The 24,558-nt window shown below is 46.5% G+C and carries 17 protein-coding genes; 9 read left to right on the forward strand and 8 right to left on the reverse strand.

What is annotated here, in order from left to right; genetic code table 11:
* Nucleotides 1–3: 3 nt before the first annotated feature.
* Nucleotides 4–1,029 carry a YncE family protein gene (locus ACYVC2_RS10765; RefSeq protein WP_461102416.1) on the reverse strand — a complete coding sequence of 342 codons (1,026 nt, stop codon included), beginning with the start codon at nucleotides 1,027–1,029 and terminating at the stop codon, nucleotides 4–6.
* Between the two features lie 599 nt (nucleotides 1,030–1,628).
* On the opposite strand from ACYVC2_RS10765, the gene ACYVC2_RS10770 reads away from it, so the two are divergent.
* Together ACYVC2_RS10770 and ACYVC2_RS10775 are read left to right on the forward strand one after the other, a co-directional pair.
* Nucleotides 1,629–2,384, forward strand: a complete 756-nt coding sequence (locus tag ACYVC2_RS10770) for a phosphatase PAP2 family protein (RefSeq protein WP_461102418.1) — start codon at nucleotides 1,629–1,631, stop codon at nucleotides 2,382–2,384.
* A 33-nt stretch (nucleotides 2,385–2,417) separates the two neighbouring features.
* Nucleotides 2,418–3,446 (forward strand): sulfite exporter TauE/SafE family protein, encoded by a 1,029-nt coding sequence (locus tag ACYVC2_RS10775; protein WP_461102420.1) that lies wholly within the window; start codon nucleotides 2,418–2,420, stop codon nucleotides 3,444–3,446.
* Between the two features lie 92 nt (nucleotides 3,447–3,538).
* Here ACYVC2_RS10775 and ACYVC2_RS10780 read toward each other — a convergent pair whose 3' ends face one another.
* The 3 genes from ACYVC2_RS10780 to ACYVC2_RS10790 all read right to left on the reverse strand — a co-directional run bounded on the left by ACYVC2_RS10780 (nucleotide 3,539) and on the right by ACYVC2_RS10790 (nucleotide 13,040).
* Entirely contained in the window at nucleotides 3,539–5,740 is a 2,202-nt protein-coding gene (locus tag ACYVC2_RS10780; protein ID WP_461102422.1) for a TonB-dependent receptor, read from the reverse strand.
* 387 nt (nucleotides 5,741–6,127) lie between these two features.
* Nucleotides 6,128–12,094, reverse strand: coding sequence for an amino acid adenylation domain-containing protein (locus ACYVC2_RS10785; RefSeq protein WP_461102424.1), 5,967 nt, complete (start codon nucleotides 12,092–12,094; stop codon nucleotides 6,128–6,130).
* Between the two features lie 163 nt (nucleotides 12,095–12,257).
* Entirely contained in the window at nucleotides 12,258–13,040 is a 783-nt protein-coding gene (locus ACYVC2_RS10790; protein WP_461102426.1) for a 4'-phosphopantetheinyl transferase family protein, read from the reverse strand.
* A 481-nt stretch (nucleotides 13,041–13,521) separates the two neighbouring features.
* On the opposite strand from ACYVC2_RS10790, the gene ACYVC2_RS10795 reads away from it, so the two are divergent.
* Nucleotides 13,522–14,340 carry a PAS domain-containing protein gene (locus ACYVC2_RS10795; RefSeq protein ID WP_461102428.1) on the forward strand — a complete coding sequence of 273 codons (819 nt, stop codon included), beginning with the start codon at nucleotides 13,522–13,524 and terminating at the stop codon, nucleotides 14,338–14,340.
* A gap of 341 nt (nucleotides 14,341–14,681) precedes the next feature.
* On the opposite strand, the gene ACYVC2_RS10800 is transcribed toward ACYVC2_RS10795, so the two are convergent.
* Complete coding sequence (locus tag ACYVC2_RS10800) at nucleotides 14,682–15,518, reverse strand: IS5 family transposase (RefSeq protein ID WP_461102430.1); 837 nt, start codon at nucleotides 15,516–15,518, stop codon at nucleotides 14,682–14,684.
* 1,256 nt (nucleotides 15,519–16,774) lie between these two features.
* On the opposite strand from ACYVC2_RS10800, the gene ACYVC2_RS10805 reads away from it, so the two are divergent.
* From ACYVC2_RS10805 to ACYVC2_RS10820, 4 genes are all read left to right on the forward strand, one after another.
* Complete coding sequence (locus tag ACYVC2_RS10805; protein WP_461102432.1) at nucleotides 16,775–17,974, forward strand: aminotransferase class I/II-fold pyridoxal phosphate-dependent enzyme; 1,200 nt, start codon at nucleotides 16,775–16,777, stop codon at nucleotides 17,972–17,974.
* A 232-nt stretch (nucleotides 17,975–18,206) separates the two neighbouring features.
* Entirely contained in the window at nucleotides 18,207–18,617 is a 411-nt protein-coding gene (locus tag ACYVC2_RS10810) for a BfmA/BtgA family mobilization protein (protein ID WP_461102434.1), read from the forward strand.
* 20 nt (nucleotides 18,618–18,637) lie between these two features.
* Nucleotides 18,638–19,459, forward strand: a complete 822-nt coding sequence (locus tag ACYVC2_RS10815) for a DUF5712 family protein (RefSeq protein WP_461102436.1) — start codon at nucleotides 18,638–18,640, stop codon at nucleotides 19,457–19,459.
* 337 nt (nucleotides 19,460–19,796) lie between these two features.
* Complete coding sequence (locus tag ACYVC2_RS10820) at nucleotides 19,797–21,344, forward strand: type IV secretory system conjugative DNA transfer family protein (protein WP_461102437.1); 1,548 nt, start codon at nucleotides 19,797–19,799, stop codon at nucleotides 21,342–21,344.
* Nucleotides 21,345–21,412: 68 nt separating this feature from the next.
* On the opposite strand, the gene ACYVC2_RS10825 is transcribed toward ACYVC2_RS10820, so the two are convergent.
* The 3 genes from ACYVC2_RS10825 to ACYVC2_RS10835 form a co-directional block, all read right to left on the reverse strand.
* Nucleotides 21,413–21,757 carry an HNH endonuclease gene (locus ACYVC2_RS10825; protein ID WP_461102438.1) on the reverse strand — a complete coding sequence of 115 codons (345 nt, stop codon included), beginning with the start codon at nucleotides 21,755–21,757 and terminating at the stop codon, nucleotides 21,413–21,415.
* Between the two features lie 11 nt (nucleotides 21,758–21,768).
* Nucleotides 21,769–22,047, reverse strand: coding sequence for a hypothetical protein (locus ACYVC2_RS10830; RefSeq protein WP_461102439.1), 279 nt, complete (start codon nucleotides 22,045–22,047; stop codon nucleotides 21,769–21,771).
* A gap of 142 nt (nucleotides 22,048–22,189) precedes the next feature.
* Nucleotides 22,190–22,396 carry a helix-turn-helix domain-containing protein gene (locus ACYVC2_RS10835; protein WP_461102440.1) on the reverse strand — a complete coding sequence of 69 codons (207 nt, stop codon included), beginning with the start codon at nucleotides 22,394–22,396 and terminating at the stop codon, nucleotides 22,190–22,192.
* Nucleotides 22,397–22,713: 317 nt separating this feature from the next.
* Between ACYVC2_RS10835 and ACYVC2_RS10840 the strand changes: the two genes are divergently transcribed.
* Nucleotides 22,714–23,658 (forward strand): AAA family ATPase, encoded by a 945-nt coding sequence (locus ACYVC2_RS10840; RefSeq protein ID WP_461102441.1) that lies wholly within the window; start codon nucleotides 22,714–22,716, stop codon nucleotides 23,656–23,658.
* Nucleotide 23,659: 1 nt separating this feature from the next.
* Nucleotides 23,660–24,511 (forward strand): hypothetical protein, encoded by an 852-nt coding sequence (locus ACYVC2_RS10845; RefSeq protein WP_461102442.1) that lies wholly within the window; start codon nucleotides 23,660–23,662, stop codon nucleotides 24,509–24,511.
* Nucleotides 24,512–24,558: the final 47 nt, after the last annotated feature.

A 24,558-nucleotide genomic window follows, 5' to 3' on the forward strand; every position in this document is an offset into this window, starting at 1 on the left:
TACTTATTGTTTCGGACTAGGACCATAGACGTATACGCCGAACGTACCGGGGGCCGGTGTTTTGCCATCGGCCTGATAGTCAGCCCCGCTTAAATAAATTCGGTGGGTTGTTCCCCGGTGCACCATTGTTTTCTGACCAGGTTTAGTGGTTAGGGTTTGCACGACGGAGTACTTATCGGGCGAATCCTGATGAACAATCGTAACACTACCTTCGCCGTTGGAGGTCATGACCAGTTTGAGATCTTTCTCATAAACCACCGCATCGACACCGCCACCAATCGGAAGCGTCTGGATGATTTTACCCGACGTAGCGTCCAGTACAACCAGGGTTTTACTTTTGCGGCATACCGAAAATAGCCGATTACTCGCGGCATCAATCGCTAATCCGGTTGGCTGGACATTGGCTCCAAGTGAAAATTTCTGCTTCACACTCAGGGTCTTTGGGTCAAACGCAACAATCTCGTTAGCATCTTCCAGATTGACATACACCATGCCTTTGTCCGTACTGACGGCAAATTCAGGGGCTTCGCCTACTTCCACTTTACCAACAACCTGGTCGGTGGCCGCATCAATCGCAATGGCTACTTTGTCGCCGTTGCAAAACGCCAGCACCCGATTCGAATATTTATCGAACAGCATAGCGTCGGGCTTTTTACCCTCCAGTTGAATGGTTTTGAGCACGTTAAACGTATTGTAATCGAAAACCGTAACCGTATTGTTGGTGCCGTTGCTGATGTAGCCTTTTTGCAGCGCCTTTGCCAGTGTAACGCCGTGCACGCCCTGAAGACCGGTTATTTCACCAATAGCTTTATTGGTATTCAGGTCGATGACGTGTACACGATCCAAGTGGGATACGAAGAGTCGTTCGCGTTCGCCATCCATTTTCAGGTAATCCCATTTACCATCGCCTGTTGGTAGACTGATTTTTTGAATGAATGAGTAGGTGGGCGTCTGCTGCGCACTAACGTGTAGCTGGCTGGCTCCTAGCAGGCAGGTAACTATTGTAATTTTCTTGATGAAAGAGACCATAAAGTATTGCGGGAAAAGAAAAATGTTTTGATTCTTTTCGGTTGCAAACTTATAGACTCTTTCGAAGACACAACGATTCAATAATAACATTTAACTATTTAGTAATAAGCCATTTATAATAAATTAATATTGATTTTATATATAACAAAAGCCATAACCGATCGACTGCTTTTGTAGGCAGGCCTAGCGGTTATGGCTACTATATGGTGAGTCTGGTTAGGTGCGAACCTCTACGTCCGAAGATCTAGATTACGTTGGTTATATCTGGCTATGTTGTGGCACTAGTAAAGACCGTTTATAAATACAGTGCTTCCTGACAAGTATCGCTATTCACCACGGACTGTTGGGCAGGAAAAAAATGTGAATGACAGGTTTATCGTGATCGCAAAAATGGAGGTCAATCCTAAAGCAATTCTAAAGTTTGCGCAGATTTAACCAGCTTCTATCAGACGTCAGACCGTTAGTTTTCCTAAAAATTAGCCGTGCCAGAGTTTTACCCTGTTGCACAGAGGCAAGTTTATGCTACACTTCAATATCTCTTTAGAATGCTGCCGTTAGTTTGTACCCAGTATCTCTGCTTTAGCTCGAGACTTTTGTGAATGACTACGAATCAACTTCAACACCATATTTATCGTCGCTTCGGTCGCTTCGCTACCCGTTACCCTGACCTTGTTCGCTGGCTGGCCGAACGGTTATCAACGGAACAGTTCAAGGGCTTGCCCCTCACCGTGCTTGCCGGATTGCTGGTTGTCAACGTACTGGTTTTATCCGAAATAGCCGAAAATATAGTCAACTCCGAACCCATGATTCAGATTGATCAGGGATTCACACAATGGCTTTTTCAGGTGCGCAGTACATCGGTCAGCCAGGCACTTTACGCGCTCACCTGGTTAGGTTCTGGCTACGTAACGGTCGGTTTAACCCTTCTAGGTTCATTTGTATTATATCAACAGAAAAAGAAACGTAACATTTTGATCCTTTGGCTTTTGATGGCTGGCGTCGGCTTATTTGTGCAGGTTGGCAAACGAACCTTCATTCGACAACGCCCTACACTAGTAGCGTATTACAACGAAACGGGCTATTCGTTTCCCAGTGGTCATTCGGCCACGGCCATGACTTTGTACGGACTACTGGGCTACTGGCTTGTCCGGGGGCGCCGACGTATTCGGAGCCAGTGGCTGGTCGGCCTTAGCGCCGTTGGGTTGATTTTGGTGGTCGGCTTCAGTCGAATCTATTTGGGTGTTCATTTTTTGAGTGACGTACTAGGTGGCTATCTCTTAGGGGCTTGCTGGCTTATCGTGGGCATAGCCTTAACCGAGTGGCAGCGAACGAATCACCTGTTTAATGAAGTTTAGGACCTGGCATTTTTGCATCAACCCATCTAGTTTATGTTTTTATCTGGTTTGCTATTGTTTGGTTGTGCCCTGTTGGCCTTTTCGCTCAGTGCGGTTTGTGGCGGTGGAGCTGGTCTTTTGCTATTACCCATATTAGGCTCCCTGCTGCCAGGGGCTCAAGTTCCGGCAGCCCTGTCGATTGGTACGGTGTCCAGCTCTATTTCCCGAATCATCGCCTTCTGGTCCCGTATCCGCTGGGATGTTGTGGTTTGGTTTGTTCCGCCCGCTCTTCCGGCGGTTTGGTTGGGTGCCAAATTGCTTACTTATATTAATCCACTCTACTTAGAGTTGTTGATGGGCTTATTTTTAATGGCCAACCTGCCGTTAATTTTTCGTTCCAGTAACGAACTGGAGGAAATTAATCCACTGCCCAAAGGCTATCTGGCTCTGATTGGCTTAAGCGCGGGGTTTGTTTCGGGACTGACGGGTGCCGTAGGTCTACTGTTTAACCGATTTTATTTACGCTATGGGATGACTAAAGAGGAAATTGTGGCTACCCGAGCAGCTAACGAAGTAATGCTGCACCTGGTGAAACTGACCTTATACGCTTCATTTGGTTTATCGACAGGTAAAGCACTCATGTTAGGGGCCGTGATCGCCGTAGCAGCCATGCTTTCTTCCTGGGGTATGAAGTGGGTACTACCCCGCCTTAGCGAAAATCTTTTCAGACGGGTTGGCTATACGGCCATGGTTGTTTCGGGCTTGAGTCTGTTTACAGAAGCGGCTGGTCAGGTCGTGACAAAATCGTCCGTGGATATTAATTATTCTCCGCTTGCTAACGGCATGACCACGCAGCTTCAGTGGCGAAATAAACTTTTTTCCCTTGAATTTGAATACGATGAAGGCTTTGAATTCGAACATACGATCCCGTACCAGGAACTCCCTTACGACAAGCAAGTTGACGTGACCAAACTGGGTCAGGGAGCCGATCATGTTGTTCTGGAAGAAGTGTTTGGGATTGGAAAACATTCTTACGAAGCTTACGTCTATCGAAAAGGCAAGCTGGAAACGTTTGACATATAGCGTTCCTATTCTTTGTTCTATAAGAGTATGAATGAAACAGGCTCCTGAAGAGTAACCTTCAGGAGCCTGTTTCGTGTACTGTAGCGTTGTGCTTACAGCGTAAATTTCAGCGCCAGATTCACAATCCGCCCCTCCAAGGGTGCCCATACAGGCCGGAAAGTGGGTTGCACGGTTGGATTGGCACCCAGCACAACCGTTTCGTAGTTAGCTTGTTTTACATTGAAAATATTCTCCCCGTTGAGCACCAACCGCCAGTGGTCGTTATAATGATATTCAGCCGCTGCGGCAAAGAAGGTATAATTAGGTACTTTCTGGTTGTTGTACAGATACTGCGTACCTACGTAGCTAGCTTCAACGCCAAACCGAAAATGCTCATTTTCCCAGGCCAGCGTAGTGGAAAACTTGTCCTGGGGCGCCAGCGGCAGGTATGTATTATCAGTTGGTCCGTCGCGCCGGGCTAGCGTATGGTTGTAACCGAAATAGAGTTCATAATCGTTGTATTCCAGACGGACGTAGGTATCGGTACCCAGACTAAACAAATTGTAAGGCGCATTGATCAACTGCGTGTAGGGGCCCAGGTTGCTCGACAAACTGGCAAATGCTGACACGACGGGTGAGTTGACAACGGTATAATAAAATGCCTGATCGATCTGCACCGAAAAGCCGCTCTGAAAGGTTTTGGAATACGCAATATCAATATTAGTGCCGACTGACCGTTCGGCTTTTACGTTCGCTACCTCAATCGGTAGCAACCGCGGGAAAATTAAACTCACATTCAACGCGCCAGGCGTTTGGTTAACAAATAGATTGGGGGTTTTGTAACCCGTACCCACACTCAGACGAATCGTCCATGGATCGGATGGCTTGAGTTTTACGGATAGACGGGGCAGCAGAAAACTACCAAACGTATTGTGATGATCGAATCGAAGACCCGCCTGTAGTGCTACCTTTTCACCCACCTGCCAATCGTCCTGCACAAACCCACCAATGGTGTTATACGTGTAATCCACCAGCCGGGTACTATCAGGATTCTTACGGAAGGCTTCGACCGTCAGGTTTGCACCCACAATAAGCTGGTGTTTACCAAAGCGGGTCAGATCATTTGTCTCCAGATAAATGGATGATTGCCGACCGTCGGACAGCTTCTGATAATCCGTATTTTTCCGATGGAATGTACTAACGGCTCCTTTGACCGTCAGCGAATTGGTTTCCGACGTGTTGTGGCTGGCGTTAACATCAACGGTGTGACGCTGAAGGTCGGTTACGTTTTTATACGAATTAAGTTCCGCACCCTCAAGAGCCGGCAAATAACCACCCGTACGATTTTCGGTCGTAAAGGCGTACCCAATATCGAGTTTGGTATGATCGGTTGGATTCCAGAAAAACTTAGGGTGGAAATTAAATTGCTTAATACCGGGACTATCCGTAAACCCGTCGCCCGTAACGTCCACGGCTTTCTGATACGTATACCCAGAGAAAAGCGTCAGGCCCGCCTTGCCATAGCGCTGGGAATAATACGCATTCAGGTTCGTTTCTTTCAGATTAGACCGGTTTAGCAGCGCCGTAAATTCAGGGGTATCCGAGGTGGGTGATTTGGAAACGATATTGATCATCCCGCCAATAGCCCCTCCCCCGTAGAGCGTTGACACGGAACCTTTCACCACTTCGATCTGCTTCAAATCCAGCGGTGGAATCTGTAAAACGCCCAGATTTCCCGAAAACCCTTCGTAAAGTGGTAAGCCGTCACGCAAAATCTGGGTGTATTTTGGATCGAGGCCCTGCATCCGAATGGCCTGGTTACCGTTCACGGCCGATGTCCGCTGCACATGAATGATAGAAATATCGCCCAGGATACTACTAACATTGCCTGGTACAACCGCACTTTCTTCATCCATATCTTCCTGGCCCAGCACCTCCACTTTAATGGGTAAATCCTCGATGCGTGAGTTGGTACGGGTGGACGTCACGGTCACTTCATCCAGCGATTCATCCTGACTATGGAGACCAAAAACGAGCGTATCACTACCTGTTGTAAGCGGAAACGATTCGGTTTCATACCCAACGGCACTGACTGTTAGCGCCGTTACACTGGCTGGCGTAGCGGGCATAGTGGCCATTCCATTCACGTCGGTTACAGCACCTACAACCGGCTTTATCGAGGATGGTGTTCGAATGGTTGCTCCGATAATGGGTTCATGAGTGGCACTATCTTCAATCCGAATCAGGCGGTTAGATTGGGCAAAGGCCGTTGTTACACCGAGCAAGAGCAGGCCAAAAAGAATAAGTTGTTTCATCAGCGGCAAAATTTACCCGCAAGTTTCGTCATCAAATTTTAAGCAAATTTGAAGTTATCCTTTTTTTATCTACGAATCCGATTTGAAATGAATGTTCTGGGCTGGCCTGTTTCTATTTATAGTTAAACGGCATCCGTATCGATTGAAAATCTGTTTGACTAAAGCTAGTCTTATACCTATTAGATCCTAGTATAGTCTGAATTGAACAGTGGTAAACATAAGTTAGGATGGGTCAACGCTATTTCCGTCCATTAAAAGGCTGTTATATATTATTTGTTGAACGGGTAAGATGTTTATTGCCAATATCTTACCCGGTATTTTAGAGATCAAAAAAACGACCACGAAAACCTCCGGATACAATCAGTACAAGACACTACTTACCTATCATTACAGATACGATTGTAGAATGCGGCCAATCTGCGCAATTGTGGACGTATTACTGAATAAGGATTCATGTTGTCCAACCAGTTGATGTACGTCAACGCCATGGCGTGCATAACGTCCCCAGCCAAAATTAACCTTGCTCTCTCCGGTACCAAAAACATCGGCCTTGGCAACCCGCAGAAAAACAACTTTACCGTCGTAGGGCTTAAATTCATACCGACTGTACGCTTCCCGGAAGCCTTTCGCCAGCAAATTCTCGGGTTCGATACTACCTTTTTGTGTCGATTGACTCCTCACTGATTCTTTTTTTCTTCGTAGCGAATGGCGAAATCGCTCGAATAAATAGTGGCTTATCCAGGGAACTTTCTTCCGAAGTATGGGCAAAAGCAAAACCGGGTCTTTGGGAAGTGAGCGCCAATAATGGTAATAATACAGGACAAGTTGGCGCATCGGAAACTTCGTATGATCTTCGACATGGGGGTTGATAGGGTAGGCATCAATCAATGCTACCAGATTCAGCTGCTTACCAAGAGACCTTAATTGACGAGCCATCTCAAAGGCAATGATGCCGCCCAGCGAGAATCCCCCAATTGAATACGGACCCTCCGATTGCTTATCCAGGATTAGCTGGACGTAGTAGTTTGCCAAGGATTCAATGGACTCAAGGGGTTGGCTAATGCCATCCAGACCCACCGCCCGCAAGCCATACACTGTTTGTGTTTCCGATAAATAAGGTGCTAGTTGATATACGTAATTGACATCACCCGAAATGGGATGCACTAGAAAAAGCGGCTTACCATCGCCCGCGTTTTTTACCGAAACCAAGGATTGCCAGGCCAGATCGGGCTGGGTTGCTTCCAGATAAAGAGCCAGTTGACGAATGGTGGGGTGGGCAAAAATACTGCTAATCGGTAGCGAATAAGTTGTCTGACGCTGAATGGCCCCCATCATCTGAACGGCTAAAAGCGAGTGACCACCCAGCGCGAAGAAATCCTCATCCAGCCCTACGTCCGTTTTATCCAGTAGCCTGCACCAAATTGGTTTCAGCAAATCGACAAGAGACGAATTTTTCGGTAACGAATCAAGATTCTCCTCGATGCCCGGTTCAGCCCTGGAAGGGTCCGGAAGGGAAAGAGGCCGTGTTAATTGATTGTCAGTGCCAGCTAAATACGTTATCGGTTGATCGGGTAGAGAGACGAGTTGTTCTATCAACTGAACAAACTGATCAGCCATTTTTGCTAGGGTTTGTTCATTAAACAAATCGACCCTATAATTAAACGTACCGACGAGTCCTGTCGGCGTCTCGCGGCAGGAAAGGGTCAAATCAAATTTGGCCATGCGCTGTTCAAAAGGCACTTGCTCAACCTGAAGGCCGGCCAATTTCCAGTCGTTCGTTTTGTCCTCCTGCAAATCAAATAAAACCTGAACCAAAGGTGAATACCCCAGCGTACGGGGTGGCCTGATCGCTTCCACAACCCGTTCAAATGGAATTTCCTGGTGGTCGTAAGCTTCTAAAGCCAGTTGTCGGACGGTAGCTAATAATTGCCGGTAGGTTAGATCCGCAAAAACGTTAACGCGCAAAACGACGGTATTGACGAAAAACCCAATCAACCCGTCCAGTTCCGGACGATTGCGTCCCGCTACCGGTATACCGATAACGACATCGCTGGTTTTTGCCGTCTGATGAACCCATACCACAAATACGGTTAGCAAACGCAGAAATAAGGTCGTTCCAGGCTCCTGAAAACCATATCGAATCTGCTGCCAGAGTTGATATGGTAATGCGAAGGAATAATCGGCCCCGGCAAACGACTGTATAGCTGGTCGAGGCTTATCAATCGGTAGATTGAGTAGCGGATTTACGCTCGCCAGATGCTGTTTCCAATAAGCCAGTTCACGAGCAAGCGTTTCCGACTTGACCTGATCAGCCTGCCACTGTGCGTAATCAGCGTATTGAATGGGTAATGCAGGGAGCGATGCTGGCAGATTCCGCATCAGGGTTGAATACAAGAGACTTAACTCATTCGCCAGCACTTTTGTCGACAACCCATCATAAATAAGGTGATGAAAAGTTAAGAGTAATATCCATGACCCCTCTCCGAGGTTCGCTACGTTCACGCGAACCAGGGGACCCTTGTTCAGATCGAAAGGCTGGTACGCTTCGTCCATGAGCCAATTTGCCAGGACAGTAGGCGGCTCAGCATCCGTTGGCAATGAAAGATTGGTCACGGGGATACGAAGCGTAAAGGTGGACTCAATGCGTAGAAAAGGAGAGCCGTTGGTATCCCCAAATGTCGTACGCAGACTTTCATGCCGACGAATTATTTCGGTCAAACTCTTTTGCATGACCGCCAAGTCCAGTGCCCCCTGTATACGAAGTACAATCGGAACGTTATAAGTACCCTGTAAGGCATACAGCTGCTCCAGTATCCATAGTCTGTTCTGCGCAAACGACAGCGGCAATGATGCTGAATTCGTTCGGGTCGGCGATACTACGTTTAAGGAAACATCCTGATGGGGTAATTGATCGATGTAGTCACTTAGTTTCTGTAAGGTTGGATGTTTGAATACATCGTTCATATTCAACCGGACCCCCAATTTCTTAGTAATCAGGGAAATCAACTGGATAGCCATCAATGAACTCCCACCTGAATCAAAAAAGTGGTCGGTGCCCGTTGGATCGTGCACATTCAGCACGGTCTTCCACAGTGGCTTTATCGCTAGTGCTGTTGACGTGAGTAAACTGCGTTGGTGATGCGAGCTGTTGCTGGAGACAAGAGGTAATTTTGATTTATCAACTTTCCCATTCCCTGTTAACGGAATGGCCCCTATGGGAATCAATAGATTGGGAATCAGGAAATCAGGTAGACTTATTTTCAAAAAAGCCCGCAGTACATCCGGCTCTATGAGCGCCCCGGATCGGGGAACCACATAGGCCACCAATCGTTTCATACCCGATGTTAATTCATCGCCCAGTACCACCGCTTCAGCAACGGATGGATGCTGACAAAGTGCCTGCTCAATCTCACCGGGTTCAATGCGGAAGCCACGTATTTTCAACTGATCATCCAGACGCCCCAGAAATTCAATTGTTCCATCGGGTAGATACCGAGCCTGATCGCCGGTTCGGTAAAGACGACTATTAGGCCGATTGCGGAAAGGGTCAGGGATGAACTTCTGTTGGGTTAGCTCCGGTTGATAAAGATATTCCCGAGCCAACCCATCACCCCCGATGAGCAATTCGCCGGGTACGCCCACCGGCATCGGGTTTAAAAATGAATCGACAATGTATAACTGTGTATTGGTGAGTGGCTTTCCGATTGGCACGGAAGCTGTCTCCCATTGGCCAGCTGACAGGTTATAAAAACTGGCAAAGGTGGTGCTTTCGGTCGGTCCATAGCCGTTAATCAGTACGCAATCAGGCAACTGATGTCTGGCCCGACCGACATGCTGGGTTGAAGCCGCTTCGCCACCGGTTGCCAGTTGAGTCAACGTAGTTAGGCTACTAATACCACTGTCTACCAGTACGTTAAATAAGGCCGCCGTAAAAAAAACGGCATTAACACTGTGGGCCTGAATGGTCTGCTTTATGTCTTCAAGGGAGGGGGGATTTTCCCTAACCAAGACCAATCGCCCACCATTGGTTAAACTTCCCCAAATCTCCAGGGTAGAGGCATCAAATGCCAATGGAGCCAATCCGAGCATACACACTGTCTCGTCCAACCGCATGTAATTAACGCCCCATACGGTTCGCACGATGGCCCGGTGCGGAATGGCGACGCTCTTCGGCCGCCCCGTTGAACCGGATGTAAACAGAACATACGCTAATTGATCGCCCCGGATCGGGATGGCCAGGTTCTGAACGCTTTGCTGTGCGATCAGCGTCAGCGCTTCGTCGAGTAGGATGTATGTTTTCTCCTTGGGAAGGCGATCCAGACAGGCTTTCCTGCTAATGATGTACTCGATGTTTGTTTGCGCGGCTAGCTTAGTTAAACGAGCCGCCGGGAATGTAGGATCGAGCGGAACATAAGCTCCTCCGGCTTTTAGTATGGCCAGCAGACTAACGATCATATCCGGCGATCGCTCCAGACAAATGCCGACCAGCGTATCGGATTTTACTCCCAGTTTTTGCAGATACCAGGCCAGTTGATTAGCCGCTTGATTTAGCTGTTCATACGTGAGCGCGACGTCTCCAAAGCGGATCGCTTCGGTCTGAGGTCGTTGCTGAACCTGGGCTTCAATGAGTTGATGTACGGCTTGTTGGAAAGGATAGGGCACTTCCGTAGCATTCCAGTCATTTAGCATTCGGTGTTGCTCCTGGGGAGTCAGCAATGAAACCGTTTTAAGGGGCTGATTCGATTGGCAAATAAGATTTTCCAGCAGCAGTAAACACCGATCAACAAAGTCGGCCACCCCCTTTGCTGACCAGCTAGCGGGATCGAAAACGACCTGATACGGAACAACCGCTTCCTCGGCCAGAAGGATCGTTATCGCCTGTCTGGGGAAAGTTTGACTGGAGGGCGTTGGGACACGACAGATAACAAGCGGGGCTTCTGGCTGGTCAAATCCCTGATGCCGGGCTGCTTGATTGGCCAGGCTATCCCCGGCGAACGTCAAATGTTTCTGCACCGCTGTTTGTTCTTGCTGGACAACGCCAAGGGCTTCTTCCAGTCCAGCTTCCCAGTCGAATTCCACCCGAAACGGGAGGAATTCGACGAACAATCCGGCGGTGTCGGCGGCCAGCTGAGCGTTCACTTCCGACTGGTACAGGACGCTGACTGATCGCTGATTCGCTAAGCGCGCCAGGGTTATCAGTACTGCGGTAACTAGGAGGTCTGAAATTTTGACTGTTGTACCGTTGAGTTCAGTCGCGGCTTGAACGGAAGGACTTAGCACGACATTAACCCGTTCAAGGGTTGACTGAACGCCCTTAGCTCCGCCTGGCTTAGCCAGCCAGGGAAGCGTTGTTGGCTGAAAAGTACCGATTTTATCCAGCCAGTACGATTTGTACCGAGCACATTGGCCATCAGCTTTGTGAATGGCCTGGATCTGGTCGGGAGCAGGTAGGGGTAGTACCTGGCCTTCAACAAGGCCAGATTGTTGGTATAAGGTTGTGAGGGAAATTGGCTTTCCGTCGAGGGTCAGGAGACCACGGATGGATAGAAGACCGTTACGGGTTGCCACCAGCAGGCTTTCGGGCAACATGCTTACGATCGTGCCGGGTGGATGCCGGCTCTTTGTTTCTATGCCGGCTATGTCTTGTATCAGCCAAAAGTTATTTCCATCCCAGATTTTCAAAAGCCCAAAGGGATTTGACTGAAAACCAAAATCCAGTGCCCGATGCAACCGATCGGTATAGTCCGCTGACTTTGCATAATCCAGCAGTAAATCTGGCCGTTTATTCCGGGCGTAATAGGATCGGTTCGTTAAATCCTGAGGCTGAATGGTCAACGTATTGGCCGTTAGTTCATTTATCAATTCCTGAAACGAATGGACGGCGGCCGCATAGCTTTTTATGTTCAAACTAATGGATGTCTCCTTATCTTCGATCGGGAACCGGCTTTGTTTAACGATCGCCCCCGTATCGATACCCGTATCCACTAGATGCCAGGTGATACCGTGCGTTCGTTCGCCATTCAGGAGTGCCCAAAATGTAGCATGGACCCCGGCATAGGCGGGCAGCGGCCCGTCGTGGTAGTTGATTGTATGGAAACGGGGAAGCCGCAGAACTTCTTCCGGGAGAACATATCCATTCGAGATACTAAACAGTAGATCGAAGGGAGCCTCTTCTAAAAGGGTAACAAATTGTAGCGATGCATCCGCGTAGAGTAGCCCAGCCTTATCACAATATGTCCGCACCTGAGGGTCCTGACTGATCACCCCCCGCACCAGGTAGCCTTTCTCACGAAGTATTGTTGTGCACTCGATCAACAGGGTCCCGTTTCCGATAATAAAACAGCTATGGGCCATTGTAAACGAGGAAGTGGATTGAATGGGTGAACGCACCTGGCGTAGTGCTTCATCAAAATTAATCGTTTTTAATAACCCTACCTATAATCGATTTCCTGATCAGACCGCTAGATAGCGTATCACTAATCAGCCGCTTACCAGAAATGACCCCTTATTCGTTAGTTCAACAAGTGAACAGACTACCGTCCAGCGTATAAAACTGAAGATTTTCGGAAGTCCGGTCATAAGCAACTGCCCCAAGGTACCCTTCTGCAATGCTAAAACTATCGACTCGCCAAGTGCAGTCTGGCTTACCGCTAGCTGGTACCAACTGGTAGAATCCTATCAGAGAAGGAATTTGTGGGAAATTTTCATCAATACCAGTGCCAATAGCCTTTACAAACGCTTCTTTTCGGGTCCATAACTCGTAAAAACGAAGCGGAGCTTGCTCATCTGTTCCAATGTACTGCCGTTCCTCATTAGTAAAGCCAACAGGGATTACATCCGCCAACGGAAAGTCAGACTTTATTTCTTCAACATCAATACCCACGCTGGACTTGCCAATAACCAAGACAACCCAGTTTCCGGAATGAGCCGCATTTATCTGCCAACCTGGATGGTCCGGCAAGGTCGGTTTATTTCTTAAACCCGTTGTCAAGCGAATCGCAAGTGGATGCTGATGGGTATATTTCCCAACCAGAATTCTTAGTAGACTTCCTGCGTACAGCGAGCGTAAACGGTCTTCCTCCCGACGGTACCGCTGGGTTCGCTTAATTTCTTCAGGTTGTAGCCATTTAAGCCAGTCCGGATGGTGGACGGTCTGGTCTGCGTAGCAAAATCTAAAAACCGCTACGGCATCCTTACCAGTGAAACTGGACCAATGTTGCCATAGGACGGGCCCATAATTAGCACATACAAGCGAATTGCCAGCGCCGTTGTCGGTTGAAATGACAGAAAAATCGTTCATATAAAACGCCGTGAACGGCTAAAACCGAACGGTAATCTCTTGATATTATAATTGGCCTTTCCTTTTTTCGTGAGGCAAGACCAAGATAACAGATCGCGAATTGATAGTAAAATACAGTTATGAATCCTAAAATCGAAATGGTCGTACTATAAACTGGTTATTTAATATTTCGAATTAATGTTACAATAAACATAAAATAATACATCGAGTAGTTTTTCAGGGATATAGATCGGGTTCGTTTGCGCTTGAGTAGCATCAAGCTTTGCGTAACCCGGAATTGGCAGCAGTCCTCGCTACTGGTTAAGTTGTCTTAAGTGCTCAGGATAAACTCCATCCATTCCAAGATCACTGCAGAACTAATTGGGATCTAATTATACAATCTATAGTCTGACTAAGTATTTATGACTATGTCGCCTAATTAGTAGGCCATCATGAAGGGTTCATACTCACTAGTCGGCTCGACCTTAAAGCGCTCAATCTTATGCGTAAGAAAACAGCTTTTGCTAAGGACAAATGGGCATCGCTTCGTCATGCCTTTCTTGACAATCAGCTCCAAGAGCGTAAAGATACTCTTGCCCTTCAGGCCCAGGCCCGACAAGCTCTACTCGATCGACACCGGTCGGAGATGGCTCAGCTTAGCCAGCCTATCAACCCACTTGGTTGGACTGTGGCCATTCACCGCTATGCCAAACAGCTTCGCCAACTCCACCAAATGAATGCCTTAACCGACCGGGCGCTTAAAGCACGCCAGCAGCGGGAATGGGCTGAGCTGGAAAGTTGGATTTACCACCTTCAGCAAGGACCGGCTAAGGAGAGTCGATATTTGGACCATCTCAGTGAGGTATTCAACTGGTCGCTAACCAGTGTCCAACGTCAGAACTACCACCAGGCCCTAGAAAAGGGCCATACCATAGTGGTAACAGATTTAACCAAATCAATTCTGTGGGCTAGTCAGAGCTTTTTGGTGATGACGGGCTACCCACCTCTTGATGTAGTGGGTAAAACACCCGTCTTTTTACAAGGGCCAGCTACGGATTCCCTTACCCTGGCCCGGGTTCGTCAGCGCTTAAATCGGCGGCTAGCCATTAGCGCAACGCTGCTAAATTATCGTAAAAATGGCGAGCCTTATCAGTGTCACCTTACTATTAAGCCTCTAGCGAATGACCAGGGGATGGTCACTCATTTCATTGCCGAAGAATATGAGGTGTACCCCAAAGAGGTGATTTGCCCCTATTGTGGCCAAGTACATCCGCAGCTGAAGTTTGAAAGCATCTTTACTCTTAGTAAGCGAACGGCTTGATTTGGTCTACAGTAGAGGTAACCACTTACCTGGCTGGAAACCAACCTACCGGCACTGCTTTCTTAGCCGAGCAGTTGAGTCAAATGTCGTAAATCAAGCAGAGACGAAGTGAATGTAGTTGTTTTTGTTAATATGGGTTGCTTACCAAGTTACTGTAGGCGTTGTCATACGACATTAGGAATCAGCTCAATGGATTAGAAACGTTTTTTGTCAATCCAGTTCGAACTTTGTTGACATTTACAGAAATATCTACCATTACTCGTATTAGAAATCGAACAGGAAAACCTCCGATTCGAATCTGAACCCGATGCGCAAAATTCTTAGAAACTGTCTGAAAATAGTTATTTGAGCCTTCTGAGCATCATGGGTAACATGGCAATATATAGGGCTGACTCGCTATTGCGGATCAACTTTTCATAATCTTTCGATAACCGGCGGTGGAAACTCAACCAGGCAAAACTACGTTCGACTACCCAACGACGAGGTAATAACTCAAACGACTTCTTGGCGTCACTGCGCTTAACCACTTGCCACAGCCAACCCGTCAGATTGGCCACCCAGTCGTAGAGATCATCGCCCTGATAACCCGCGTCAACCCAAACCAACTCTAACTTGCCACAAAGCTCTTTTAAAACACTATTGGCCCAGATCTTTTCAATCAGTTGCTTGGCACCCGCTTTTTCCGACACACTGGCCGCTACGACTTTGACCGCCAACAGCAAGCCCATGGTATCGACCAAAATAAAGCGTTTACGACCCTTGACGCACTTCCCCGCATCAAAACCACGCTCTTCTCCACCGACTTGAGTTGTCTTAACGGATTGAGAGTCAATACAGGAGGCCGTAGGCCGTTTTTTGCGTTTTGCTTTCTTTCGCACTTTACTGACTAAGTTGACATGGAGTTGCTGCCAAATACCTTCCTTGCTCCAGGTGTTAAAGTAGTGATAGACGCTCTTGGGATGGGGATACTCATTGGGTAACAGGCTCCAGCCACAACCACTTCGCATCACATACAGCATGGCATTGATCACTTCCCGCAAATCAAGCGGGGGGCGCCCCGGTCCACCGACTTGTTTTTTAGGGATGGGCAAGAGCGCCTTTAGGTGTTTCCATTGTTGATTAGAGAGTTCCGTGGGATACTTTTTGTGGGCTTTCTGCTTAGTTTTGTGTTGAGGCATCTGAGAAGGACTTTTTGAAGTTTGGTCGCTACAAAATTCCTTTTTTATCGGATGCCTTTTTCTATGATCATAGAGTTTTCAGACAGTTTCTAATCAGACGAAAAAGGCCGCTTTCGTATGCTACAAATGGACATTGATAGGGATTGAACCGGTTCAACAAAGCAACCTAACCCCTCCCCTATTCAAAATCGTTCAATTAACTGCCTGGACTTCTAATTTTTGTACGCTGTAACTTTTTGTATATTAATAAAGAATCATTGATTTGACGGTAAAGAAAAATTGTCCACCAAAACGTCGGTTTATTTTCAGGACAATACCCTCTTCGTTCTTTCCCCTTTCCAACCTGTTCATTACGCCATCAATTGGCCTTTACGTTCCAGGAATTCCCGTACTCCAACGCAAAGAGTCGGCAGGTAGGGGAATGCTTTTTTCGAAGTCTGCTTAGATGCGCACTAATTTGAACCAGGCTTTTCACGAATAGTGTTTTTGGCTCAACAGCGGTATTAACCCGAATCAATTCATCGTCCTCAGCAAAATAAAACTCGTCGCCTGAACTATCAATCAGGTAAATCACATAGACAGTCTGCATTTCATTGACGCATTTATGACATGCGCCAAATTTTCAGTAGTAAGCTACCAAAACCCAAGATTTTTTATTTGTTTGCTGATAAGTCCGTAGTAGATCACTTGTCTGTCGACTGACTAGTTGGCTAGCTTTCTGCAGGACGGATACATAGTTTTTAGCAGATTAAATGATCTGCTCTTCGGCAGCTGCAAATAAAATGTTCTGGTTATGCATAAGTCGGTGTTTTCTGCATCAGCTAGCATACAACGAAAGAAGAGATTCGAAAAATAGACCAGAATAAAATTTAATAGGTGCTGATAATATGAAGAATGCAGTTCATTAATATCCAAGCCATCTGGCCGTTACATCCTAAACTGAATGGAGCATTAAGAGTTTGTCTCATCAATTATTTTCAAGCGGCTCAGGACACTGACTCCCCCACCCTATTCAAAAAGTCATATGCTCATAATGAATTACTGACCTCTAACAAGCCGTTGTGCTCGTCAAACTACAAAACTAGTTTTCATGCATTTAACCACCGTTTAATCAACTTTTCGTAACTTAGAGTACAGGAAAGCGTAGGCTTAATTAACAAATAATTAGTCATCGCTGACTTTGAGTCAGTTAGTATAAATCTACTGATGAGCCCCCTTAGAATGGGCCCAGGTGTTCTGCTTTTTCTCAACGATCTATGAGTTTACTCGACAAGATTACCCGTAAAAACCGGGGCCTCAGTGCGTACAGCCAATACCAAAGCGAATACATTTATCCCAAACTCGAAGGACCGTTAAAGAGCCGCATGACCTTCAAAGGAAGGGAGGTCATTGTCTGGAGTTTTAATGATTATTTGGGGCTGCAATCCGATGAAAGGGTTATCCAGGCAGAGACCGAACTTGTTAAAAAATTCGGGGCTGGCTACCCCGCAGGGTCAAGACTACTGACTGGCAATACCCTCTACCACGAACAGTTAGAAGCGGAAATTAGCCAGTTACTTAATAAAGATGTTTTGCTACTCAACTTCGGCTATCAAGGTATCTTGTCCGTCGTGGATAGCTTAGTGGACCGGCATGATACCATTATCTACGATCAACAAGTGCATGCCAGTTTAATTGATGGGGTACGGCTTCATCAAGGGCCCAAGTTCTCTTACAAACACAATGACGTTCAACAATTAGAAAGGCTATTATCTAAAGTTCAGCCTGGTAGTGAAGTGCTGGTGTTGGTCGATGGCGTGTTTAGTATGCAAGGGGATACGGCTAACCTAACAGAAATCCTTACCCTGAAACAGACCTATGAGTTTACCCTTTTGGTAGACGATGCCCACGGGTTTATGAGCTTTGGTGAACACGGGTCAGTGGGAGAATTGTTGCCCCAAGTTGATATTTATATCAGCACCTTTGCCAAAGCACTGGCCACAACGGGTGGGTTTGTAGCCGCTCGTAAAGAGTTCATCGACTATTTTAAGTACAATTTACGCTCGCAAACGTTTGGTCGAACCCTGCCCCTACTGACCGTTGCCAGCGTGCTTTTCAAATTAAAGCTATTAGCCCAAGAAGGAGTTCAGAGACGAAACAAACTCTGGAAAAATACCCGGCTACTACAAGAAGGCTTGCAAGCGCTAGGGTACGATATTGGCAATACCTGTAGTCCCATCACGCCCATTTACCTCACCTGTTCGGAAGAGAAAGCGGCCAGTTTGCTCCAGGAGCTTCGCTATACCTACGGGGTATTTTGTAGCCCGGTGGTGTACCCAGTCGTGCCCAAAGGAACGATGATTCTTCGACTCATTGTAACGGCCCAGCATGAAGAGCAAGACATTAGCCAAACATTAGAGGCCTTCGCTAAACTTCAGCAAACGTTTGGGCTAGTAAGGGCACTAGCCTACAGCTAGACCTGATGCATACCTCTTCTAATTTTCTCTCATATAGTGAGCGAGCGGGAACAGTACCGCGCTCAGTTTTCATTGGTAGTTTTATCCTCAAATATCTGACTTTCAATGACTTACCTAATGGTTTGCACTCAGGTTAATAGACTATAATCTACAAAAAACTCAGGTACCAACTGAGTTTGTGACATAACCTACTGACTATCATTGTTAAAAAACTGATTATTAACTGAGATTAATGGAAAAATCTAAAGAAAAAGACAAGCAAATCTTGATTTCAGCGGATCTGTTCGGCGAGTTTGAACGGATGGCCGAGAACTACGGACTGACTAAAAAAGCCTTACTGGAGGCCATGATTTTTTACTTCAAAGCAACCCAGGCCGATCCCCGAGACCCCAAAGCGGACAATCCCACGGACGCCCTAAAAGCCTTGGATAAACGCTTAGTCTCGTTTATTCGCCAGCAGGAAAACGAGCTGCTTCGACCCATGAGTGACGATCTAAAATTACTGCTTCAGCTAATTAGTCAGGACTTACCCAAGACGCTTCGTCAGTCGCAAATCAAGACCATTGGCGGAGCGTTTAAGCCCGAATTTCAAACGGAACGGTTTCGGTCCGTCTATGAGGATTTGATGAAAAAGACGAGCTAAATTAATTCACTAGTCTTGTTATGGTCGCCAAAATCACAAACGGAGGCAAAGGGAGTTGTATTGGTTTAGTCCAATACTTGGAAAAGGAAGGGGAAGGCAATTGGTTCACCCATGACAAAGGGAATATAGTGGCTCCACAGGTGGTATCCGCTATTGATGCAAATCGAAAACACTTAGGGCAGGGGGAGGATAAGTACTACCAAGTCATCCTAAGCCCAAGCCAATCGGAGCTCAACCATATGGGCACCAGCGCCCACCAAGTACAGTCCTTTACAAGGGGGGCCATGCACCAATACGCTTCGCAATTTGGAAAGGGGATTGACAGTAGAGACCTCGTTTGGTTCGCTAAGATCGAGCAAGCCCGGACCTTTTCCCATACCGATAAAGCCGTGCAGCAGCAGCAGCGCACAGAAGGGGAAGCCAAGGAAGGCCCCCAAACCCACGTGCATATTATTGTCAGCCGAACGGAGAACTTAACGCGCTTTCAACAGAAAAAACAGGCGGGCGAGATTGATCGAAAGCACCCTTTAAAATTAAGCCCCGCTACCAACCACCGAACGACCAGTCAGGGAGCCGTGCAAGGAGGCTTTGACCGCACGGCGTTTAAGCAAGCGGTCGAGGCTCAGTTTGACCGGCAGTTTGGCTATGACCGTCCCTTAACTGAAACGTTCAACTATGCCAACACGGTGCAGAAAGGCAGTCAAGAGGAGCGTATCGCCTTACGGCTGGAAGCCCTAAAACAACAACCTAATTATCTCCTCTCAGAGCGATCAAACCAACGTAATGAGCAAGCCGAAAAAGAACAAATTCCGCAACGATCAAAAAGTGACTTATCCCTGTAGGAAACCGTATTAGTTAGCTTCTTCTCAACGATTCTTTACCTTTTTTAAACGCATGAAGATTTTATTGGTTGCAGTTGGTATCTGTATACTCTTTGGGAATTTGATCATGATCGCGATGGGTTTTCTGCGGCAATTAGGAATCGATTTTATTCCTGATTTAGCCTTACGAATGATATTCTACACCCGCAAAACCCATTTTAACAACCATGTACTTTGGAATAAGCTTTGGCTGCGCTTTGGAGTGATGGCCCTAGTGCTGATGTTTTGCGGATTAATGCTTTCCCCTATCTTAAAATTATTTCTGGGTAAGCGTGCCGTCTTTAGCTCTTGGTTTTACATGACCCTAGTGGTAACGGGTGTGTATGGCTATTGGATTAACACCGGCAAGCCTCTGTTTCGCTGGCAGCCAGCCCCACCCGAGCCAGAACCCGACGGGCAGCCCCGCTTTTCGTTTATGACGGTGGACGGTTCGCTTGAGCTACGCAATATTTTTCGGGGTATTTTCATTTGTGGAGGCCCGGGCACCGGCAAAAGCAAAAGTCTTATTGAGCCCATTATCCAGCAGTCCGCAGCGGCTAACTTTACAGGGATCCTCTACGACCGAAAATTCCCTACGCTGGCCCAGGAAGTAGCGGGATCGTATGCAGCCAGTCCCGTGACGACCTACTACGTAAATTTTACCGATTTGACCCGTAGCCACCGAATTAACCCGGTTAGCCCCAACCTCATCATCAACGCCAGTTACGCCCGGGAGGCCGCCTTTACTACGTTTAGTAATCTGGATTACAAATCCAGCTTAAAGCGGGACATTTGGCTACAGACCGCCGAAGCGTTATTAACCGGCAGTCTTTGGTTTTTGCGGAGTAACTACCCGCAGTTTTGCAGTCTACCCCACGCCAGCAGTCTTATTATCGAAACGCCCACTAAGACCCTGTTGGACGTATTAGGAACTGATGAGGAGGTGCGAGGTTTGGTCGCCGCTATCACCAGTAGTCAGGAGTCAGAAAAGACTCTAGCCAGTATATTCACGACCGTTCAAAGCTACCTATCGGTCCTCAACACCCCTGAAATCTTTTGGGTGATGAGCGGGGATGAAGTGTCCTTCGATTTAAACAACCCCGACAAGCCCAGTTTTTTAGTGGTGGGTAACGATGCGGACCTGCCCACGACGTATTCCCCGTTAATTTCCCTTATTATTGCCACCGCCACCAAGCGAATGAATAAACCAGGCAGACTCCCCAGCATCATCATTCTGGACGAGGCTCCTACCCTATTCATCCCAAATTTTCACGATCTGCCCGCAACCGCTCGTTCTAGTAAAGTGGCCACCGTGTACGCCGTACAGGATATTTCTCAGATGGAAGGCCAGCTAGGGCCTCAGCAATCCGAGATGTTACTGGGTAATTTGTCCAATCAGTTTTATGGCCGCTCCACCAACCCTAAGACTCTGCAACGAGTAACGACCTTATTTGGCAAACATGATGTGGAATATCTCAGTTACTCAACGGGTCAGAGTACTGGGGATCGAAGCTCATCCAACAGCCGGAATACCAGCACGTCCATTCAGCAGCGGGACCGGCTGCCCATGCAAACAATTCGAGATTTACAAACGGGCCAATTTGCGGGCATCATTGCGGAAGGGAGCACCAATGAGTTTGTAACGCAGTTTGTGGCTTCTCCATCAACCGCGAAAGCTATTGAGTCCTTTACCAAGGTCACTGACGAGGCAAAGCGGGCCAACTTTCGGCAAATTAAGGAGGACGTTCGCCAGATTGTGCGGGAAAATACCAAACCAACGAAGCCTGATTCGCCCACGTCCCCCCCTATACCAGACCAACCCGAGGGCCCCGAACAGCCCGATGATGGTTGGGAACATTATGGTTAACTGAATTTACCAGCAAATCTTACCCCACAGATAGACGTGAAAATGCCTATCTGTGGGGTAAGGCCTACCTATTTTTCAGTTTTCTTATCTGTAACAAAGCGACTTGGATACGATTCCGTTTGCTCGTGGCATGAATGGCAAAGAGTTCGCCCATTGTTTACATCCCAAAGAACCTTACAACAACGCGCCGACTCTACATTAATCACCTTGTTTTCCCTGACCAGTTGGGCAATACTCACAATATGATCCGCTTCAATCACCCGTTTACGCCCATTTCTAGCCCCACAGTGCTGACAAGTGAAGCGATCCCGTATGAATACCGCCCGTTTCCAGGCTTCATATTCCTCCATTTCGCGAATCAGTCGGACAAGATTGCTTACTGAAACAACCTTGTCCAGTGGCTTATTATTCATAGAAAGTGTACCTATTCAGCCTCAATTGAATGGGATGCAATTGCCTCTCTAATCATAGGATCTAACTCTTCGATCAGGATTTCAAGTTGGCGCGATAGCATGCGTACTTCAGCAGCCAGTAAGCGGCCGTTTTGGGCGACCATAAACGGGTTTTTGGTCAGCAGGTAAACATTGCGAAGGGTCTCGATTTGGGCGTAGAAACTGCCCGTAGAAACCAGCGGTAAGCTGATCACTTGCTCAAAAGGGATTGCATGGCTGCTCGAAACAGCGTTATTTTGCACCGTTTGCATTTGACTGTATAGTTAAGTGTGACGTTCGCCCTTTCGCTGCTTCCGCCAAGATGTTAGCGTTGGGGCTTTTTTGTTATTTTTGACTCAACAAATATAAGCCAAACTTTGTATATATACAAAGTAAATACACAAAAAATACTGCCTATTTAAAAGCTGTTTCAAATTTAACTCCAAGAGCTTCAGCAATCTTTTGTAGAGTTTCAAGCGTAAGGTTTTGTTTACCTTTCTCGTATAAACTAAAAGTCGATTCAGCAACACCGACAATTTGCCCAGCCTCTTTTAAGGTAAATCCCTTTGCTTTTCGGGCTTCTCTAATCTGTTGTCCAACTCGTACCTTAATATCATCCATTCTTTGACTAGTTAACAGCAGTCCAAATATATTGGATATTGGTTGATCTGTGTTTGAAGCAATAAACTCATTAATTGAGCATAACAGATATATAGTCAGCATTTAGTAAGCTCGAACCGTGTAATTAATATGTCATTTTTTCAATTTCAAACTTGTTGAAATATAGCCTACTTGAATATCAAGGTTATACAAAATATCTATTCTATTTCAGTTAGTTAGGCAATAAAACATACTATAAAAGAAATAATCAAGATTTTAGCTTGGATAAAAGAAGTTCTTTATACTTTTACGAAAGATAAAATTTTATCCCGATATCCATGATTAACCAGGATAAACTTGTGCGGTTCCTGCGTTCAAAACCAGCCTTAAATCTGTCTCAGATTGAAAAGGAAGCGGGTATTCCATCCAAAACCTTACACAAAGCTCTTTCCGATCAGAAAGACATTCCAGCGAAGCATTTGCCTGCGTTAGACGAAGCAGTACGTAGGTATGGCTATTCAGAAGCCTTATTTGATAAAGCTAAAGTGATTTCCATTGTCAACCATAAGGGCGGTGTTGGTAAAACGACAACGACCATTAATGTAGGGAAAGCCTTGAGCTTACTTGGTAACCGAGTGTTACTAGTAGATATGGATTCACAAGGGAATTTATCACAGTGTTTTGGCATCCATAATCCAGACGAGCAGGTGATTGACGCCTTGCTGACTGGAGCCGACTTACCTTTAGTTGAAGTCTCTTCAAGTCTGTTTCTAGCCCCTTCTGATATACGAATGGCCTACAAGGAATCAGAATTAGCTAATTCTATAGGGGCTGATCGTCGATTAGCGTTAAAATTAGAAGACGAACGGGATAAATTTGATTATATTCTTATCGACTGTCCCCCTAGTTTAGGAATCTGCACAACCTGCTCATTGGTCGCTTCTAATTACTGCGTTGTACCCATTCAACCTGAGGCCAGTGCCTACCATGGCGTTGAAAGTCTGTTTAATCGAATAGCGGAGGTTCGTAAATACATTAATCCTACTCTATCCGTAAAAGGTATTGTATTTACAATGGTGCATAAGAATCAGAGTATCCATAAAAGTATGATGACTCATATTCGAGATACGTACCGAAACTTTCCTATTTACGAAGCGATCATTGAGGTATCGACCGTCATTAAGCAATCCCAGGTTGCTAAAGAGGATTTATATACATACTCAAATAAATCGGCTTCTTGGCAGCAGTATCACCATCTTGCTACTGAAATAATGACCATTTGATATGAAGAAGGATTTTATGAGTTCGATGCGTGAGAAGACATCCACGCTCCCAACATCTCTTTTATCGACAGAGGAAAATATCAAAAGTCAGATTCAAATCCTTGATCAGTTTCGGGATTTAATACCGCCTCTGGCGGAAGATGAATACCGGCAATTACAGCAAAATATACTCAAACACGGCGTAAAAGATCCGCTGAGTGTTTGGGAAACGACCTCAACCAGCCTAGGATTGGATGAGGAAAACCGGCCGACTTACGTTCTGATCGACGGGCACAATCGCTACCGAATCAGCCAAGAGCATCACTTAGATTACCGAATCAACCTGCTTCGATTTAACAGCTTAGAGGAAGCCAAAGATTATATGATTGACTTCCAGTTAGGAAGACGTAATCTTTCACCTGAACAGATTGCTTATCTACGAGGCTTACGGTATTTACAACAAAAGACAACTCGGGGCGGAAACAAAGCTTCAACTAAAGAATTAGTTAATGTTTCTGTCGCGTTAGGAGAGGAGTATGGGGTAAGTAGTCGGACTATTAAGCGAGATGGGGATTTTGCTGCTGGATTGAATAAGCTAAATCCTGAACAAAAACAGGAGATCCTAACAGGCAAAAAGAGGGTTGCTCGATCGGCTATCGAAGCCATGGCTAAATCAGACTCACTTCAGAACGATACGACGGTTGGCGACTCAGACTTGCCGATAAAAATAAGGAAAAATAAAGTAGGAGAGGATCGAGTGAAAAAGCTTGAAATGGCTATTAGAGAACTTGCCACTGGAACAATTTCGCGTAAATCGTGCGAACGTATTTTACTGAAAGCCAGCGAATTATTAGAAATTTTACAGGCAAAGTGACAAGTTGTCACTTTGCCTGTAGGAAAGGGAAATCGTCATTTTTTTTG

This window comes from Spirosoma koreense (genome assembly GCF_054777875.1).

Excerpts from the sequence above, each read along its gene's own strand:
- ACYVC2_RS10765 (WP_461102416.1), bottom strand. The coding sequence starts at position 1,029 with ATGGTCTCTTTCATCAAGAAAATTACAATAGTTACCTGCCTGCTAGGA.
- ACYVC2_RS10770 (WP_461102418.1), top strand. The coding sequence starts at position 1,629 with ATGACTACGAATCAACTTCAACACCATATTTATCGTCGCTTCGGTCGC.
- ACYVC2_RS10775 (WP_461102420.1), top strand. The coding sequence starts at position 2,418 with ATGTTTTTATCTGGTTTGCTATTGTTTGGTTGTGCCCTGTTGGCCTTT.
- ACYVC2_RS10780 (WP_461102422.1), bottom strand. The coding sequence starts at position 5,740 with ATGAAACAACTTATTCTTTTTGGCCTGCTCTTGCTCGGTGTAACAACG.
- ACYVC2_RS10785 (WP_461102424.1), bottom strand. The coding sequence starts at position 12,094 with ATGGCCCATAGCTGTTTTATTATCGGAAACGGGACCCTGTTGATCGAG.
- ACYVC2_RS10790 (WP_461102426.1), bottom strand. The coding sequence starts at position 13,040 with ATGAACGATTTTTCTGTCATTTCAACCGACAACGGCGCTGGCAATTCG.
- ACYVC2_RS10795 (WP_461102428.1), top strand. The coding sequence starts at position 13,522 with ATGCGTAAGAAAACAGCTTTTGCTAAGGACAAATGGGCATCGCTTCGT.
- ACYVC2_RS10800 (WP_461102430.1), bottom strand. The coding sequence starts at position 15,518 with ATGCCTCAACACAAAACTAAGCAGAAAGCCCACAAAAAGTATCCCACG.
- ACYVC2_RS10805 (WP_461102432.1), top strand. The coding sequence starts at position 16,775 with ATGAGTTTACTCGACAAGATTACCCGTAAAAACCGGGGCCTCAGTGCG.
- ACYVC2_RS10810 (WP_461102434.1), top strand. The coding sequence starts at position 18,207 with ATGGAAAAATCTAAAGAAAAAGACAAGCAAATCTTGATTTCAGCGGAT.
- ACYVC2_RS10815 (WP_461102436.1), top strand. The coding sequence starts at position 18,638 with ATGGTCGCCAAAATCACAAACGGAGGCAAAGGGAGTTGTATTGGTTTA.
- ACYVC2_RS10820 (WP_461102437.1), top strand. The coding sequence starts at position 19,797 with ATGACCCTAGTGGTAACGGGTGTGTATGGCTATTGGATTAACACCGGC.
- ACYVC2_RS10825 (WP_461102438.1), bottom strand. The coding sequence starts at position 21,757 with ATGAATAATAAGCCACTGGACAAGGTTGTTTCAGTAAGCAATCTTGTC.
- ACYVC2_RS10830 (WP_461102439.1), bottom strand. The coding sequence starts at position 22,047 with ATGCAAACGGTGCAAAATAACGCTGTTTCGAGCAGCCATGCAATCCCT.
- ACYVC2_RS10835 (WP_461102440.1), bottom strand. The coding sequence starts at position 22,396 with ATGGATGATATTAAGGTACGAGTTGGACAACAGATTAGAGAAGCCCGA.
- ACYVC2_RS10840 (WP_461102441.1), top strand. The coding sequence starts at position 22,714 with ATGATTAACCAGGATAAACTTGTGCGGTTCCTGCGTTCAAAACCAGCC.
- ACYVC2_RS10845 (WP_461102442.1), top strand. The coding sequence starts at position 23,660 with ATGAAGAAGGATTTTATGAGTTCGATGCGTGAGAAGACATCCACGCTC.